Origin of the sequence: Staphylococcus lutrae (assembly GCF_002101335.1) — a bacterium.
Lineage (GTDB): Bacteria > Bacillota > Bacilli > Staphylococcales > Staphylococcaceae > Staphylococcus > Staphylococcus lutrae.
Genome location: NZ_CP020773.1, coordinates 1,398,065 through 1,415,686 on the forward strand (window position 1 = coordinate 1,398,065; position 17,622 = coordinate 1,415,686).

Consider the following 17,622-nt stretch of genomic DNA (forward strand, 5'->3'; position numbering starts at 1 on the left):
GTTAAGGAGGCGCATATGCTGATGGAAGTTTTAGAAATGAGAAATGTTAATAAAAAGATTAAAGACAAATCAGTTTTAACGGATATCTCACTTAAAATCAATCAGGGAGAAATCGTAGGGCTAATCGGGGGAATGGTGCAGGTAAAACCACTTTAATGAAAAGTATTCTAGGGTTAACGAACTATCAATCGGGTGACATTATTGTCCATCATTCTCCTGATGATCATTCAGCGCATGTCGGTGCTTTAATTGAATCACCAGGCATCTATCCATATTTATCGGGTTATGATAATTTAAAGCTGTTTAACGAATCTAAAAGTCACTCGAATATGGAAGAAATTATTGAAAAATTGAATATGAAAGCATACATATACAAAAAGGCTAAGACGTATTCACTCGGGATGAAACAAAAACTTGGCATAGCAATGGCATTACTCAACAATCCGAGACTGCTGATACTCGATGAACCTATGAATGGTCTGGATCCAAGAGCGGTAAAAGATGTGCGGGATATATTATTAGACTTGTCTAAAAAAGGCGTTGCGATTTTAATCTCCAGTCACATTTTAAGTGAGCTCATAAAAATTACAGATTCACTTTTAATTATAGACAAAGGACGAATTTTGAAAAGAACGACAATTGATGAGATTCACTTAGCTGGTGAAGATATTGAAACGATACTTTTAAACATTATAGATGGAAAGGATGAATTAAACTAATGGGTATTCTGATTAAGCAAGAATTATTCAAAATGTATAAGAAAAAATCCTCTATTATTTTTCCAATCATTATAGGTTTATTAATGGTGTTATTTGCCTTTTTAAGTAAACAATTTCCAGATATATTTGAAGAAAAACTACAATTTAAATCTGCATTTTCAGGATTTTCTTGGTTGGCGTTCTTGATGATTGTTCAAGCAAGTACGATTATTACAATGGAATTTGCTTATGGAACGATTAAAAATTTACTGTACCGTAAATATACACGCACTCAAATTTTGATCAGTAAATTTATCGCACTTTTTGTGTATTCACTGATTTTATATGTGGGCATCTTTTTGTTCTCTTTATTATTGAAATTGATATTTTTAGGAAACCTAGATATGATGCATGTGCCAAAAGGGGGCATGAGTCTATTCCAAGAATTATTGTTAAATAGTGTCGGAAACTATATTGGCCTTTGGTTAATTCTCTCAATTACATTGTTATTTTCATGTATTATGAAAAGTCCGGGTCTCTCTATCGCATTAGGCATTATTTTATATTTTGCATTATCCATTGTTTCAGGTATTCTATTCGTTTTAATTGATAAGTGGGAATGGATAAAGTGGAATCCTTTAAATATGCTGAATATTAGTGGACAATTATTGAATGGTGAGGAGATTAGTAAATTTACACACCTAAGTCATACCGAAATGTTTATAGGGAATTTTGTGTACATCGCGATATTCTTAATTTTAGTCACTATTGTCTTTAAAAAGAAAAATGTTTAGTTAGAAAACAGTTGTCAAAGGGAACGTGATAAAGCCTATAAGGAAAGATGTTCTGTTGAATAGAAATAAAGGGCGAGGGCAGCAATGTCACGCTTATCATAAAAAAGTAAAAAAGCCGAGAGTCGAGTGTCTCTCGGCTTTTTTCGGTAAACGCCATACAGTGATTCGAGCCGCGCCTATTATATTTGGGGACATCATTCTAGAGCCCTATTGTATTCATGGTTTAATTTGATATATTTATAAGTATATAGTGCCAAATGTGGTGGAAAATGAGGTGTAACATAATGAAAAAATTAACTTTTACTCTTTTTGCCTTATTGCTCATTCTAAGTGGATGCGGTGGAAAAGATGCTAAGAAAGAGGCATCAAATACACCGGAGCAAAGCAAAAATGAAACGACAACGAGTGAAAAAACAACAGACAAGAAGTCGGAAGATCAAGACAAGGCAACGACAACTGATGAATCACAAAAGACAGATACAGATACGTCCAACACAAATACTCCTCCTAGCACAGCGCATGATACACAGCAACAAGCACAAAATGACAATCAGACACCAGCGACGAACAAGCAAAAATCTCAGACGGCACTGTCAGACGTGTCTTTAGAGAAAAAAGTTGCGCTCGCTTTATTTGGCAATAATATTGAACATTATACGGTCACACAATCTGAAGTTGTCAAAGGGGTCTATACATATCAAGGCCCGGGCCGTACGTCTGAACAACGTGTGACGCAATTAACGTTACAACCTATTTCTGCGATTCCTAATAGTCCAGAAGGAATGAAGTTTTACACGCTTTCTCCAGCAAAAGGTAACTTTGTGACGATTATTGGGGTGAATGATGATAAAGTCTTTGTGGGTGGAACACAAGGCGCTTTAGTCGATTATCAAAAATTATTAACGACAGGAAAAGAAATGCGTATTCAAAATTTGTATGAAGCGCATCACAATGATCCTGCACTGCAAACCGTAGCGAATAAAATTAAATTTACACAATCATAATTAAATTTATGAGGCTGAGAGGTGATTCAATGAGTCATCTACACAGCCTCATTTTTGTTTACTCATTTTGTCGTGGTTTGGGCTTGTCCACATCCTGACGATGCGATGTCTCGACCGATATTTCTCATTGAAGCGAATCGTTGAATGTCAGCACGTCAAAAGGCAATGTTATATCATTTGTATAGTTGATAATGATTATCATTGTTGACAATTTAAACATTACAGAGTAGGATATTTTTAAATCGTTATCATTACGATTTGTAAAGAATAAAATTTACTTTAAAAGGAGATGGAATGTCGTTGGAAATTGTTCACTTTTCGAAATTTAATCCATCTGGAAATATGACGGTATTAGTGGACTCACAACACGATCCGTCAGAGTATGCACCGCTGGCACAGCAGTTAATGCAAACGTCGCATGTGGGTTGTGAACAAGTGGGGTTTATTGAACGTGCGGACGGTGATGTTCCACATCGATTGGTCATGAGTGGACAGGAATTCTGTGGTAATGGCACGTTAGCGTTTATACATTATTTAAAGACACGAAACTTGTTGACCTCATCGTCAGTTGCTTTAAACGTATCAGGTTTGAATGATCCTGTACAATGCGTCGTACATGAGGAGACGAATGAGTACGAAACGTCTTTGCCACGACCGATACATATGGAAGCGCGTCGTTACTGTATTGACGATGTTGTTTTTGAAGGACTGGAGATTCAATACGACACGTATCAGCACTTTGTTTGTCCAATTACGGTTTGGTCCGATGCGCTTGCCACATCAATGGAAACGTTTGTGAGAGAGACACAGTGGCCTGCACATTTAACAGCTATCGGCATCATGCTGTACGATGTTTTGCATGCACGTTTGTATCCACTGATTTATATTCCGCAAGTCGATAGCGTGATTTGGGAACAAAGCTGTGGATCTGGTACAGGGTCAGTCGGCGTTTACGAAGCATATCGACAAGGTGTCGAACAGGTGGAAAAAGAGATTGTTCAACCTGGGGGCGTGTTGTCAGTCGGTGTGACACGCACGGGGATGGACTATGATATTACGATTAAAGGACAGGTCGTTACTGTTGCGACTGGACTAGCATACATAGAATAGGAGCACGTGATGAACAATGCAACAAACTATGGTTGAATTTGAAACACGTTTAAAACATTATTATGAACAATTTGAGCAATTGCATGAGCGCGTTCAAACGGATGAAACAGCGATATGCGAGTTAGAACAGTTGATTGATGAATACAGTCATTACATTTTAGATGAAGAAGAAGCGTTGACGTATCAAAACTGGCGTGCGCAAAATGGTGCGCCACAGTCATTAATTAAGGCGCTTGCTGATATGACGGCACGTTGTGTGAAATTGATGGAGTCGACGCGTGCACGTCGTTTGATTCGTGGTGAATCGAGTTCGACCGGATACTTTGAAAACATTGAACATTGTATTTTAGAGGAATTTGGTCAATTTGAGATTACGCCTAAGGATACGGTATTACTCGTAGGATCTGGGGCTTATCCGATGACACTGATACAAGTTGCTCAGGAAACAGGTGCGCGGGTGATTGGCATTGATATTGATGAAGAAGCGGTACATTATGGTCAACAAGTCATTGATATTTTAGCGCCGGATCAAGCGATTGAAATTCATCAAAAAACAGTGAATGAACTGGATTGTATTCAAGAAGTGACACATGTCATTTTTAGTTCGACCGTTGAGATGAAATATGACATTTTAGCTGAATTATATGATCTTACGCATCGTGATATTGTTGTTTCTATGCGTTATGGAAACGGCTTGAAATCCATTTTTAATTACCCTAAACAAGACACGCATGCACATGAGTGGACATGTGTAGCCGATATTACGAGAGCGAATCAGATTTTTGATATTGCACTTTATCAAAAAACGGTTGATCGGGGGAACGTCATATGACGAGGTCTATATTAATCGCAGGGACGGGGCCGGTTGCTGTCCAGTTAGCCGTTTTGTTTGGTCGCTATACGTCACACCATATCGATATGGTTGGACGTGGTGCGGATTCTGAGAAATCACAGCAGTTTATGACAGCTTATAAAGCGCAGGCACAATTGAAGGTGAGTGTGCAAAATGAATTGCACGCAGCGCTAGCAGGTGAAACGGTATTAGGCCGGTTGTATGACAAGTATGAGGATGTTGAACCCCACTATGATGTGTTGGTACTGGCATGTACAGCAGATGCCTATAGCCAAGTCATCCAAAAGTTAGGTGCGCCCGTACGACAACGACTTCAGCATGTTTTACTCGTTTCGCCAACTTTTGGCTCGCATTTAGTCGTACAACAACAATTCATAACAGATCAACCGAATATTGAGATACTCTCATTTTCGACGTATTTAGGTGATACGGCGGTGACGCATCCTGAAAGGCCATGGCACGTATTAACTAAAGGGGTAAAGAAACATCTATACCTCGGAACGACACAACAACAATCAAGCTTTTCCCAGGAAATAAAAGCATTATTGGAATCGGTTGATATCCCTGTCACTTGTGTGTCGCATCCCCTTATGGCTGAGTCGCGGAATAGTTCGCTGTACGTCCATCCAGCCTTGTTTATGAATACACATGCATTACGAGCCATATTTGAAGGGATGTCTGTTCCTTTTTATGTGTACAAATTGTTTCCTGAAGGACCGATTACAATGCGTTTGATTTCTGAAATGCGAATGATGTGGCAAGAAGTGATGGCGATATTACGAAAAATGAATATCGACACGCTTAACTTGTTGCAGTTTATGGTGAAAGAAAATTATCCATTACGTCAGGAAACAATGGCTGACGACAAGATTGATTCATTTGAGTCATTGGCGCCGATAGAACAGGAATATTTGTTATATGTCCGTTACACGGGGATTCTGATCGATCCGTTTTCAACACCGGATACGGAAGGGAAATATTTTGATTTTTCAGCTGTCCCATTTAAGTCGGTTTTCCAGAATCAAGCAGGGGTATGGCAGATTCCAAGAATGCCGAGCGAAGATTATTATCGGACGCAAATGATGCGAGGGATGGCGCATGCAATGGGTATTTCAACACCGATGATGGACACCCTCATCCAACGTTATGAAGGTCAATTGATGGCTTTTCAAAATGCACATCCAGATGCCGAGTTGTCATCACATTTTCAAGTGCAATCGTTTGAACATGATGTCGCTTGCATGACGGAGATGTTATACAGAAATATTTAAAATGGGGGATAACGTTCCCTTTGCAATAACAATGATGAAATAAAGAGAGGAATTTATAATCATGAAAAACAATTTGAAATGGCTGGCACTTTGTCTTGTATTTATACTCGTTTTATCAGCGTGCGGCAATACGAAAGCACTAGAACAGAAAAAAGCAGATAAAAATATGACATATGCAACCTCTAAAGATATCGGGGATATGAATCCACATGTTTATGGTGGATCGATGTCAGCGCAAGGAATGGTGTATGAATCATTAGTTGATCACACACAAAAAGGAATTGAGCCACTATTAGCAGAGTCTTGGAATATTTCAGAAGATGGTAAAACGTATACTTTTCATTTGAGAAAAGGCGTTAAGTTCCAAGATGGGACACCTTTTAACGCTGAAGCTGTGAAGAAAAATTTTGATGCGATTCAAGCGAACCAGAAGTTGCATTCGTGGATAAAATTATCGACATTAATCACGCGCACGGAAGCTAAAGATGACGAGACGTTTGTGTTGACGTTAAAAGAACCTTACAATGCAACGTTAGAAGAGCTTTCAATGACACGTCCTTATGTTTTTGTATCACCAAAATCTTTCAAAGCGGGTGGAACAAAAGACGGATTGAAATCATATATCGGAACGGGCCCTTACCAATTGAAGTCACATGCGAAAGATGAACAAGCCACTTTCGAACGCAATGAAGATTATTGGGGCGGCAAACCGCATTTGAAATCGATTGTCGCAAAAGTGCTACCTGCAGGGGAAACATCATTTTTAGCATTACAAAAAGGTGAAGTGAACTTTGCTTTCACTGATGACCGAGGTACAGACAATGTTGACAATGCGGCGATAAAAAAACTTACGGATGAAGGGGACTATCAACTGAAACGCAGTAAACCAATGAACACGAAAGTGATTGTTGCGAATTCAGGTAAAAAAGAGAGTCCTGCCCAAGACAAAGCTGTACGTCAGGCGTTATGGCATAGCGTCGATCAAAAGCGTATTGCAGATAAAATTTTAGATGGAACGGAAAAACCAGCATCACAATTGTTCTCAAAAAATGTACCGCATGCAAATATTGATTTGCCAAAACGTGATTTTGATTTGAAAAAAGCAGCGGCATTGCTTGATGAAGCCGGTTGGAAGCAAGCAAGTGAAGGTCAAGTACGTGAAAAAGACGGACAAAAGCTTGAAATGACATTATATTATGACAATCACTCCAATACGCAAAAACAAGAAGCTGAATTTATTCAAGCCAAAGCGAAAGAAATCGGGATGACATTGAAAATCATCGGCGAAACATCAAATAAAATTGCAGAACGTCGTACGTCAGGAGATTATGATTTGATGTTCAACCAAACATGGGGTCTACAATATGATCCACAAAGTACAATTTCCGCATTTAAAGCGGACACAGGATATAAAACAGCTGTGTCAGGTATGGCAAAGCAGACACAACTTTTTGATGACATTGATACGGCTTTAAAAACGCAAGATCCGCAAGAACAACAACAAAAGTACAAAGAGATTTTAACATCTGTACATGACGAAGCGATTTTTATTCCAATTTCTCACGGTGGAATGACGGTTGTCGCACCAAAAGATTTAGAGCATATTACTTTCAAACAATCACAATACGAATTGCCATTTGAACAAATGGATTACAAGTAAGGGGCTTGAGTGATGACATATAGTGTGATGAAGCGATTATTACTGATGCTGCCATTGTTGCTTGTGATTAGTTTTCTCACGTTTGCTTTAACACATTTATCAAGTGAAGACCCTGCTGTTGTGATTTTACATGCACAAGAAGTACCTGATATCACGCCGAGTTTAATAGATCAAACGCGTCACAAATATCACCTCAATGAGCCGTTCCTAGTGCAATACTGGGAATGGCTACAATCCGCTGTACAGCTCCAGTTTGGTCAGAGCTTTGTGACAGGTGAGGATGTCGGTTTACGGCTTTGGCCGGCGTTTTTCAATACTTTGAAACTCACGTTGGCATCGAGTAGCGTGATTATCGTTTTATCAATATTATTCGGTATATTCACGGCACTGCTACGTGGGACATGGTTTGATCGAATAACGCGTACAACTGCGTTTATTTTAACAGCAATCCCCTCGTATTGGCTTGCGGCGATTTTCATTATATTCGTATCAGTGAAGTGGAACTTACTTCCTACTTCTGGTTTGACGGGACCTTCGAGTTACGTGTTGCCTGTGGCGGTCATTACACTAGGGTATACTGGGATTTATTTTCGAAATGTCCGAAGTGCTGTGATACAACAACTGGATCAAGATGATGTCCTTTATATGCGAGCTATGGGTGTGCCGACGTTTCGATTGCTCATTTATGTTGCACGAAATGCGATGCAAGTCGTCGTATCTATTTTTTGTATGTCGATTCCACTCATTCTAGGTGGATCGGTCGTCATTGAAAATGTTTTTGCCTGGCCTGGAATGGGACAGATCAGTGTGAAAGCCGTATTGGAACAAGATTTTCCGATGATTCAAGCCTATGTGCTCATCGTGTCGGTGTTATTCATTCTATTTAACACATTGGCCGATGTGATTAATATGTGGCTGAACCCAAGATTAAGGGAGGGCGATGCCCGATGATTGTGTTTCAAAGGTTACTTAAAGATACAGGCGCGCGGTGGGCGTTGTTCGTGATTGCGCTGTATATGATACTGGGTGCATTAGCGCCTGTAGTGACGCCGTATCATCCCTATGCGGTAGATATTGATCATAAGTTTGCCGGAATGTCATGGACACATTGGTTAGGGACCGATCATTTAGGTCGAGATATTTTAACACGTATTATTTTTGCGATTCGTCCGAGCTTTTTGTTGGTCTTGTTTGCCCTGGTTTGTTCGGTTCTGATCGGCACTATTTTAGGTTTTATTTCTGGTTATTTCGGCCGTTGGATTGATGCCTTAATCATGCGTGCCTGTGATGTCATGTTATCTTTTCCGACATATGTGATGACCCTCGCGTTAATCGGGATATTAGGTGTCGGTTTAGAAAGCATTATCGTTGCGTTAATCGTTACACGGTGGGCGTGGTTTTGTCGTATTATACGAACGAGCGTTATGCAATATCGTAATTCAGATGACGTCAAATTTGCACGAACGATTGGTATATCGCATCAGCGTATCATTATGACGCACATTTTACCTCGCACATGCGCGGATATTGCCATCATTTCAACGAGTTCTATGGTATCCATGATTTTACAAATTTCTGGTTTTTCATTTCTCGGTTTAGGTGTGAAAGCTCCGACTGCGGAATGGGGGATGATGATGAATGAAGCACGTAAAGTGATGTTCAGTCATCCCGAATTGATGTTTGCGCCAGGCATTGCCATTATTGTGATTGTACTTGCGGTCAACTTTTTATCAGACGCATTGCAAATTGCGATTGATCCCAAACTTTCACAACAACAAATGAAACAGAGAATTAAGAAAGGGTGGATATAAATGCAAGACGTCGTGATGCGCGTTGAAGATTTAACATTAATTGACAGTCATACCAATCACGTGCTCGTCCATCATTTTAATTTAGTTTTACATCGGGGTGAGGTTGTCGCCATGATTGGCGAAAGCGGAAGCGGTAAATCGATGACTTGTAAGGCACTACTCGGTTTGAATGATCGCAATATTCAAATGAGTGGCCGTGTCTGGTTTCAAGGTGAAGCACTACATGAAGCTTCTGAAAAACAAATGCGGAAAATTCGTGGCCGCGGAATTGCCATGATTATGCAGCAAGGTGCAACGGCATTTAACCCGTCGTTTACATTAGGCGCGCAGCTGACAATGATGTTGAAACAGCACCGCCCTATGTCGAAGCAACAGCAGACAGAAACGTTGAAACATTATTTTGATATGTTAGGATTGCGAGATTTTGACCGAATTCTCAAATCCTATCCGCATCAGCTGTCGGGAGGCATGTTGCAGCGCTTGATGATTATCCTTGCGCTAGCATTGCAACCAGATATCATTATTGCGGATGAACCGACGACCGCTTTGGATGCGATTACACAATATGAAGTTATTCAAGAATTGCGTGAAGTGAAAGAACAGATTGGGTGTGCCATGTTGTTTGTGTCACATGATTTAGCTGTGGTGAAATCGATAGCAGATCAGGTGATTGTCATGCGAGAAGGTGACATTGTAGAAGTCGCTTCAACGCAGCAAATTTTTACACAGCCACAACATCCATACACACAATTTTTGATGGCCGCACGTGATCGTGTATCCCGTTATTTCAAGTCATTGAGAGGTGAGACATCGTGTTAGTGGTCCAAAATGTAACGAAAGCGTATCGCAGCGGATTTAAAAGACAAAAGCGTCAAATTGTACGTGATGTCAGTTTTCAATGTGAGCGGGGACAGAGTATTGCAATTATCGGTGCGAGCGGAAGTGGGAAATCAACATTAGCGCGGATGTTGTTAGGCATTGAAAAGCCCGACACAGGTACAGTACGACTAGATGGAGAAGACGTCCATCATCGCCATGTACGCGCAGGTCGGATGAGTGTGGTTTTTCAAAATTATCAATCCTCTCTACATCCCTATTTTAATGTGCGACAAATATTGACTGAAGCACTTCGCCAATGTGATACGCCTATCAAAGATAAAGAAGCGCATATGGTGGCGTTGCTAGACAGTGTAGGGCTGAGTGCAGCGTATATGAATAAATACCCACAAATGATGTCGGGGGGAGAAGCACAACGTGTCGCGATTGCGAGAGCGGTGATGACGAAGCCGGACTATCTTGTCTTAGATGAAGCGATTAGTGCATTAGATATGTCGATTCAGTCACAAATTCTCGATTTACTCATGATGTTACGAGATCGTTATCAATTAAGTTTGATATTCATTACACATGATATTCAGGCGGCAGTGTACTTGTGTGAAGATTTGATTATTTTTAATGAAGGTCAAATTCAAGAATGTTTAAACAGACATCAACTTAAAGGACTTAAACATCACTACACACGTGAACTATTTGAAAAACAATTGATGAGCTAGGAGGCTATAATATGAAAGGTGCATTAGCTTGGCCTTTTTTAAGATTGTACATACTGGCACTTTTTTTCTTTAGTGCGAATGCCATTTTGAATGTGATGATTCCGTTACGGGGTCATGACTTAGGTGCAACCAATGCGACAATCGGTATCGTTATGGGCGCTTATATGTTGACGGCGATGCTTTTTCGGCCATGGGCAGGACAAGTCATTGCCAAGGTCGGTCCTATTAAAATATTAAGATGGATTTTACTCATTAATGGTGTTGCTTTAATTTTATATGGATTTACAGGATTAGAAGGCTATTTTATTGCACGGGTTATGCAAGGGGTTTGTACAGCATTTTTCTCTATGTCTTTACAAATTGGGATTATTGATGCTTTACCTGAAGAGGACCGTTCACAAGGAATTTCTTTATATTCACTATTTTCATACATTCCAGGGATTATTGGTCCGATGATTGCGGTGGGGATTTGGAATTTGGACAACTTGAGTTATTTTGCTTTGACGATGATCATCATTGCCGTAACAACGGGTATTGTAGGATTTAGTGCAACATTGCAACAAAGCCATGAGCCAGCGCCTTCTCAACCAGAAAAGATGCCTTATGGCCCTGTGACGGTGTTTTTACAACTCGTTAAAAACCCATTTCTATTTAAAGCAGGAACGATGATGTTAGTCGCTTCTATTGGGTTCGGTGCAGTAGCGACATTTATCGTTTTGTATGTCCAAACCTATCATGTTGGACACGCCAGCTTATTTTTAGCGATTCAGGCGATTACCGTCGTATTTGCACGTTTCTTTTTACGCCAATATATTCCATCAGATGGACGGTGGCATGTCCGCTTTATGCTGACTGTATTCGGCGCGTTGACGATAGCCCTTTTATTCATCGCGGTCGGTCTACATGTCGGAGCGTTTCTGTTGTATGTGAGTGCGATGATCATGGGACTTACACAAGCAATGGTGTACCCAACACTCACTTCATTTTTAAGTTTCAAATTGCCTAAAGTGGGGCGTAATATGTTGTTAGGTTTGTTCATAGCGACAGCAGATTTAGGGGTGTCACTCGGAGCGGCATTGATGGGGCCTATCGCAGACTTGGTCGGCTATGCGCATATGTATCTCATTTGTGCGATGCTTATGGCGTTGACGACACTGATGAGTTTCGACCGAAGACCACAATTTGTCGAGAAATAAACATACAGTGCTACCAAGCAAGCTTAATACACGATGTGGCATATTGAATTCACAGGATTGAAACAAATTGACTGGAAAATGGCACATGCATGCGTGCAATACGCGTCATTTTTTAAGAAGTGGGACGATGAAATCTTTGATAAAGAGATTTCTCTCCCACTTTTTATGATTTCTAATGGGCGGCTATGATGCGCATAGGTAGGTAAGGCTATACATTGAATCACTTAGATTCAGGATAATATGTGCAGTTTGAGAAGGATGATCGACAAGGTGAAAAATGTGTGACCTGTTTTGATTTGAAGAGGACAGTATTATCGAATGGCGTAAACGCTAAAGGGAATGGGGAATCAATACGATTGAATCATCTACGCCATATCAAATTTAATCTGATAGGACCATCTGATATTGATAGCATCACGATTTAACGTTTCTTGACATTGATCATGAATGTTTAAATAATTATCGGACTGTTGCCATACTTCAAATTGACGGCGGGAACGCCATAGCGTCATGATGACATAATGGTTTTCAAGATTTAAAGGCCTTAATGCTCTCAATCCGATAAAACCATGTGTTTTGTTTAAATACGATGTCCTTCCTAGAAAACGTGTCTCGAAGTGGTGGCTTTGTGCGCGGTCTACTTTAATGTAATGTAATACACAAAAATGATGAGGAATGAGTTTGCCCATCGTTTCAATGGTTGTGTAAGTTTTTGTATCATTGTTTTTGTAAATTGTGACGGTGGCGTCGTTCACTTCGATTTGATAAAGTCGTTCTTTATGAGCGAGTAACATGCGGGATACCTCCTTATTCATTAAACAATACCCGTTATTTTATGGGTTAATTCTACAAATTAAATTTATTTTGAATTGTATTTTTAAATTTTTTATAGATGAAATATATTTGAAAATAAATTAACAAAAATGTAAAGAAGGAGGGAAGATAGAAGAACGTGTTGTATGTATGACACAACGTGAAGAGTGGCATCATAAAAACGAGGTTGAAAGAGGAAGAAGGGCGTCATACCCTTCTTATTAAGGGATACAGAGATATCATGTCTATCACTGCACCACTATCAAACGAGCGTTGTTAATGAAAAGGGGTCGTGTAAAAGTAGATTATCATGGTCGATAAGATAACAATGTATAAACGGTTTCTAAGTAAGGGGTGTCAAGTTGATGGGCTTGCGCACGTTGATAAATATAACCTTGTATCGCATCGACCTCTAAAGGTTGCTGATTGATGGTATCGTAATACATACTCGTTCCCATATCATCAGGATAGCCATCGTAAATCGTCATAATTGAATCTACAAAATCGCCATCAAAATGAACGCCTTCTGCTCGCGCAACGGCTGCACCTTCTTTTAATAAGTTTCGACAGAGTTGGACCATCTTTACATTTTGGAGAACACGTGCCGTATCACGTCCTAACGCAGTGACGGTATTGATGCCGAGGTTGACGATTAATTTATACCAAATGGCAGTTTGAATATCTTGTTCTAAAACGAGTGTTAAAGGTGTTGATGAGAGCAATTGTGCCATCTGTTGGGTCGTTGCGTCCGCTTGCAGATGCAATTTGTAATCTCTGAAATGTGTGATGTGCGTGCCCTGTTTTTGACCGCTAATATAGACCACCGCTTGATAGGCACGATAATCTTGAAGGTATTTCAACATCCCATAACCATTTTGAGCAAGTACGAGCGTCGTCTGAGTATGCGCCAGTCGTGGCAAATGGGGAAGAATGTCTTCCAATTGATGTGTTTTGACCGCAATAAAAATAAGGTCAAATGGCTGAGTGACTGCGTCTAGCGCTTTTACTTCAACTGAACGTACGGTATGATCTACACGATCTTCAAAAGTCAGTGCCTCATTGCGTCGACCGAGTAGTGTAACAGGATATTGATGAGAAAGCGCTACGGCGATAGCAGTGCCGACCGCTCCGGGACCTATCACAGCAATACGTGTCATTTTATACCACCTTTCTTTCCAAAATATTTGTTTCAGTCATTGATATGCTTTAATGTATTATGTTTCTGAAAAGTTGTAAAGTAAAGATAAGAATGCTTGAAATAGTGGATGAATCGATTGTTCAAATATTTTTCATAAATCGAGTCATCATTCGATAAAAATATTAAAAATCAATGGAAAATGCAGGTGACTTGATTTACTATTGATATATTAAAAATTAAAGGGTGAATGAATTGAAAACTTTAAAAGATATTCAGCAAATGAAGCGAGATGGTGAAAAGATTTCCATGGTGACGGCTTATGATTATCCAAGTGCGAAACAAGTTGAAGCCGCCAATATCGATATGATTTTAGTGGGCGATTCATTAGGGATGACGGTATTAGGTTATGAAAGTACAGTTGATGTCACATTAGAAGATATGCTCCATCATAGTCGTGCGGTACGTCGTGGTGCACCGCAAACATTTGTGGTGGTTGATATGCCTTTTGGCTCAGTAGGTGTAGATATGACAACGGATATTCAAAATGCCATTCGACTCTATAAAGAAAGTCATGGGAACGCATTAAAAGTAGAAGGCGCCCATTTAACACGTTTTATTACACAGGCGACACACATGGGAATTCCAATTGTGGCGCATCTCGGTTTAACCCCGCAAAGTGTAGGTGTACTCGGTTACCAGATGCAAGGAACGACAAAAGCTGCGGCAGAGCAATTAATCCAAGATGCAGAAGCAGTAGAACATGCAGGGGCGATTGCACTCGTGCTTGAAGCCATTCCAAGTGATTTGGCACAAGTCATTTCAGAGAAACTAAAGATTCCTGTCATTGGTATCGGTGCAGGAAAAGGAACGGATGGGCAAGTGTTGGTATACCATGATATGTTAAACTATGGTGTCGATCGCCGTGCAAAGTTCGTTAAACAATATGGTGACTTATCAGTGGGGATAGCAGCACTTGAAAAATATAATGAAGAAGTAAAGACAGGTGTTTTTCCATCTGAAGCGTACACGTACAAAAAGCAAATTATGAATGAGGTAGAGGCATGACACAACGCATAACATCTATTAAAGATATGCAAGCGCGAATGAAACAATTTCAACGTGAAGGGAAGCGTATCGGTTTCGTTCCTACGATGGGTGCTTTACATGATGGGCATTTAACAATGATGCGCCAATCAATAGAAGAAAATGATATCACGGTCGTGAGTGTATTTGTGAACCCTTTACAATTTGGGCCACACGAGGACTTTGATGCCTATCCAAGACAAATTGATGAAGATGAAGCAATGGTCAAAGCAATCGGTGTAGATTACGTTTTTTACCCTTCAGTGGAAGAGATGTACCCAGGAGAAATTGGGATTCATGTGACAGTTGGACGTTTAGCTGAAGTACTTGAAGGGGCTTTGAGACCCGGACACTTTGATGGGGTTGTGACAGTTGTGAATAAGTTGTTCAATATTGTACAACCCGACGTTGCATATTTTGGCAAAAAAGATGCACAACAGTTGGCGATTGTTGAACAAATGGTACGTGATTTTAATCATACTGTACAAATTGTGGGTGTGGATATTGTACGAGAAGCGGATGGTCTAGCAAAAAGCTCGAGAAACGTCTATCTCACATCAGAGGAGAGACAAGAAGCGGTACATTTACGAAAAAGTTTGGTATTGGCAGAGGCGTTATATGAATCTGGTGAGCGTCAAAGTAGCGTTATCATTGAAAAAGTGACACAATACCTTCAGACACACACAAAAGGTCAAGTTCAAGAAGTTGCAGTCTATAGTTACCCCAAACTGCAGGAACAAACAACGATAGACGGACGTATTTTTATATCTTTAGCTGTTAAGTTTAGCCAAGCTCGGCTCATTGATAACATTATTATTGGAGATGAAAAAGAGAAATGATGAGAACAATGATGAACGCAAAAATTCATCGTGCACGCGTGACAGAAGCAAATTTGAATTACGTAGGAAGTATTACTATTGATGCGGATATTTTAGATGCCGTAGATATTTTACCGAATGAAAAAGTTGCGATAGTAAACAATAATAACGGTGCGCGCCTCGAAACGTATGTCATTGCTGGAGAACGAGGCAGTGGTAAAATTTGTTTAAATGGTGCTGCGGCACGCCTCGTACAAGTGGACGATGTCATCATTATTATGACTTATGTGCAGTTGGATGAAGTAGAGCTCGCATCCCATGCCCCTAAAGTTGCAGTAATGAATGAAAAGAATGAAATTGTAGAAATGATTCATGAAAAAGAGAATACCATCATCGTCTAGAAGCCATAATAAAGTGGACGATTTGTTGAACTGCGGTTCCCAATGATTACATTGGGCGCCGCAGTTTTTTGACATTCTGAGTCTATTCCTGAAAATGAAGTGACAGTCATTAAGTATTTTTATAATCATTCATTCTTTACATGATAAAAATTCAAGTCGTGTTGAGAATCAGAAATCAAGCTACAAATAAAAGGAACATTCTAATTTAAGGGTTTCAGCCCCTTTTAGGATTTAATGAAAGGCTTATCGTTGAAAGAAAAACCACGCGTGTTGATGGGTGGTTTTTTTAATCGAGAAAAATAGGTTAGCAGTGACATCTTGATTTAGTTCACTTTTTGTTGCGTTTTAAATGTGTATGTTTAATGAATGTAATGATATAAATGGACAGCGCTCGCTGGAATTGTCCGTGTCGATGTAATATATGGCGCAATGTAATTCATTTCTGAAATGAGGATGCTGCCGTCTAAATTCACACGTTCTACATAAGCAACATGGCCATAAGGACCTTCATTGTTTTGTAGGATTGTACCGACTTCTGGCGTGTGATTGACTGTAAAGCCTTCACTCAAAGCTTTTGCGACCCAATAATGTGCATCTCCCCAAAACGTGCTGATCATTTTACCCGCTTGAGCCCGTTTGCTGAAGACGTACCATGTACATTGTCCCGGAGTATAAAGATTGTTTTTATCTGTATAAATCGGTTGGTCGATAATTTTACCATTTCCTAAAGCAAGTGGTTTGCCATCCTCTGTAAGTGCTTCTTCGTTAAAGTGAAGCAATTGTAATTCTTTGAACAAAGTATCTGTATTGATTGTTGTAATCAAACCTTGATCATCTTTTTTGAATGCCTTCGTTCGAAGTGCGTCTGTAGAATGGGGCGCGTCAACGTTTGGTAAAGACGGTGGCGCTGTAATAGGTGCCGTGTTTTGAGATACGGGTTTTTCTACAGTGCGATGAATAGCAGGTGTTGCAGGCTGATACGTTGCTTGATTTTGAGCATTATTGCTTGCAAAGCCTGTGGTGTTTGTATTTCCAGGATTTTCGTATGTATTCCAAGTTGGCTTTTGAGTGCCATAATAATAAGTGTAATACCCGTTGCTATGAATATGAAAAGTCGCATTCGGATGGGCTTTTTGATCGTCTTTTAATGATGCGTAGGCGGTTGCATCAGTTAAGCTTGTTCCAAATACGATTAACGCAGAGAAAAATGTAACAAAATTAAAATTCCTTTTCACCATATTGCACCACAATTCCTTATTTTTTAATTTAATGTCAGTATACACAATAATTATAGAAAGTTAAATATCAATTTAAGACATATTCAAAATAATTAATTGTTTGGAAGTTATAATGCTTCATAATATAGCTTATTCATGATTGTAAGTTTAAAAAAATTGAGTAAATTTTAAATTTGCTATT

17 protein-coding genes and 1 pseudogene are annotated in these 17,622 nt (G+C 39.7%); 15 read left to right on the forward strand and 3 right to left on the reverse strand.

What is annotated here, in order from left to right; translation table 11 throughout:
• Positions 1 to 21: 21 nt before the first annotated feature.
• The 12 genes and pseudogenes from B5P37_RS06410 to cntE all read left to right on the forward strand — a co-directional run bounded on the left by B5P37_RS06410 (position 22) and on the right by cntE (position 11,950).
• Positions 22 to 719: pseudogene (locus tag B5P37_RS06410) on the forward strand (ABC transporter ATP-binding protein).
• Positions 719 to 1,492: an ABC transporter permease gene (locus B5P37_RS06415; protein WP_085237451.1), complete on the forward strand. Its 774-nt coding sequence runs from the start codon at positions 719 to 721 to the stop codon at positions 1,490 to 1,492. The pseudogene B5P37_RS06410 and the gene B5P37_RS06415 overlap by 1 nt, the downstream one beginning before the upstream one ends.
• A 284-nt stretch (positions 1,493 to 1,776) precedes the next feature.
• A complete protein-coding gene (locus B5P37_RS06420; RefSeq protein ID WP_085237452.1) occupies positions 1,777 to 2,496 on the forward strand; it encodes a hypothetical protein in 720 nt (239 codons plus the stop codon).
• Positions 2,497 to 2,790: 294 nt separating this feature from the next.
• Positions 2,791 to 3,606, forward strand: coding sequence for a histidine racemase CntK (cntK, locus tag B5P37_RS06425; RefSeq protein WP_240622378.1), 816 nt, complete (start codon positions 2,791 to 2,793; stop codon positions 3,604 to 3,606).
• 16 nt (positions 3,607 to 3,622) lie between these two features.
• Positions 3,623 to 4,438, forward strand: coding sequence for a staphylopine biosynthesis enzyme CntL (gene cntL / locus B5P37_RS06430; RefSeq protein ID WP_085237453.1), 816 nt, complete (start codon positions 3,623 to 3,625; stop codon positions 4,436 to 4,438).
• On the forward strand, positions 4,435 to 5,730 hold the full coding sequence (gene cntM / locus B5P37_RS06435; protein WP_085237454.1) for a staphylopine biosynthesis dehydrogenase: 1,296 nt from the start codon (positions 4,435 to 4,437) through the stop codon (positions 5,728 to 5,730). Before cntL ends, cntM begins: the two co-directional genes overlap by 4 nt.
• 61 nt (positions 5,731 to 5,791) lie before the next feature.
• On the forward strand, positions 5,792 to 7,390 hold the full coding sequence (cntA, locus tag B5P37_RS06440) for a staphylopine-dependent metal ABC transporter substrate-binding lipoprotein (RefSeq protein WP_169710792.1): 1,599 nt from the start codon (positions 5,792 to 5,794) through the stop codon (positions 7,388 to 7,390).
• A 12-nt stretch (positions 7,391 to 7,402) separates the two neighbouring features.
• Positions 7,403 to 8,341 (forward strand): nickel/cobalt ABC transporter permease, encoded by a 939-nt coding sequence (gene opp1B / locus B5P37_RS06445; protein ID WP_085237456.1) that lies wholly within the window; start codon positions 7,403 to 7,405, stop codon positions 8,339 to 8,341.
• Positions 8,338 to 9,201 carry a staphylopine uptake ABC transporter permease subunit CntC gene (gene cntC, locus B5P37_RS06450; RefSeq protein WP_085237457.1) on the forward strand — a complete coding sequence of 288 codons (864 nt, stop codon included), beginning with the start codon at positions 8,338 to 8,340 and terminating at the stop codon, positions 9,199 to 9,201. The genes opp1B and cntC overlap by 4 nt, the downstream gene beginning before the upstream one ends.
• On the forward strand, positions 9,202 to 10,020 hold the full coding sequence (gene cntD / locus B5P37_RS06455) for a staphylopine uptake ABC transporter ATP-binding protein CntD (RefSeq protein WP_085237458.1): 819 nt from the start codon (positions 9,202 to 9,204) through the stop codon (positions 10,018 to 10,020).
• On the forward strand, positions 10,014 to 10,754 hold the full coding sequence (locus tag B5P37_RS06460; RefSeq protein WP_085237459.1) for an ABC transporter ATP-binding protein: 741 nt from the start codon (positions 10,014 to 10,016) through the stop codon (positions 10,752 to 10,754). Before cntD ends, B5P37_RS06460 begins: the two co-directional genes overlap by 7 nt.
• Before the next feature lie 11 nt (positions 10,755 to 10,765).
• Positions 10,766 to 11,950: a staphylopine family metallophore export MFS transporter CntE gene (gene cntE / locus B5P37_RS06465; protein ID WP_085237460.1), complete on the forward strand. Its 1,185-nt coding sequence runs from the start codon at positions 10,766 to 10,768 to the stop codon at positions 11,948 to 11,950.
• 365 nt (positions 11,951 to 12,315) lie between these two features.
• Here cntE and B5P37_RS06470 read toward each other — a convergent pair whose 3' ends face one another.
• Together B5P37_RS06470 and B5P37_RS06475 are read right to left on the reverse strand one after the other, a co-directional pair.
• The gene (locus tag B5P37_RS06470; protein ID WP_085237461.1) at positions 12,316 to 12,744 is read right to left on the reverse strand and encodes an antibiotic biosynthesis monooxygenase family protein; all 429 of its coding nucleotides are present in this window, start codon (positions 12,742 to 12,744) and stop codon (positions 12,316 to 12,318) included.
• 327 nt (positions 12,745 to 13,071) lie between these two features.
• The gene (locus B5P37_RS06475) at positions 13,072 to 13,920 is read right to left on the reverse strand and encodes an oxidoreductase (RefSeq protein ID WP_085237462.1); all 849 of its coding nucleotides are present in this window, start codon (positions 13,918 to 13,920) and stop codon (positions 13,072 to 13,074) included.
• A gap of 260 nt (positions 13,921 to 14,180) precedes the next feature.
• Here B5P37_RS06475 and panB point away from each other — a divergent pair, with 260 nt between their 5' ends.
• Genes panB through panD form a run of 3 tightly spaced genes read left to right on the forward strand, consistent with a single transcriptional unit; the run spans position 14,181 to position 16,203 of the window.
• Entirely contained in the window at positions 14,181 to 14,966 is a 786-nt protein-coding gene (gene panB / locus B5P37_RS06480; protein WP_240622380.1) for a 3-methyl-2-oxobutanoate hydroxymethyltransferase, read from the forward strand.
• Complete coding sequence (gene panC / locus B5P37_RS06485) at positions 14,963 to 15,823, forward strand: pantoate--beta-alanine ligase (RefSeq protein ID WP_085237463.1); 861 nt, start codon at positions 14,963 to 14,965, stop codon at positions 15,821 to 15,823. The genes panB and panC overlap by 4 nt, the downstream gene beginning before the upstream one ends.
• Positions 15,820 to 16,203 (forward strand): aspartate 1-decarboxylase, encoded by a 384-nt coding sequence (gene panD, locus B5P37_RS06490; RefSeq protein ID WP_085237464.1) that lies wholly within the window; start codon positions 15,820 to 15,822, stop codon positions 16,201 to 16,203. Before panC ends, panD begins: the two co-directional genes overlap by 4 nt.
• A gap of 359 nt (positions 16,204 to 16,562) precedes the next feature.
• Here panD and B5P37_RS06495 read toward each other — a convergent pair whose 3' ends face one another.
• On the reverse strand, positions 16,563 to 17,441 hold the full coding sequence (locus tag B5P37_RS06495; protein ID WP_085237465.1) for a CHAP domain-containing protein: 879 nt from the start codon (positions 17,439 to 17,441) through the stop codon (positions 16,563 to 16,565).
• Positions 17,442 to 17,622: the final 181 nt, after the last annotated feature.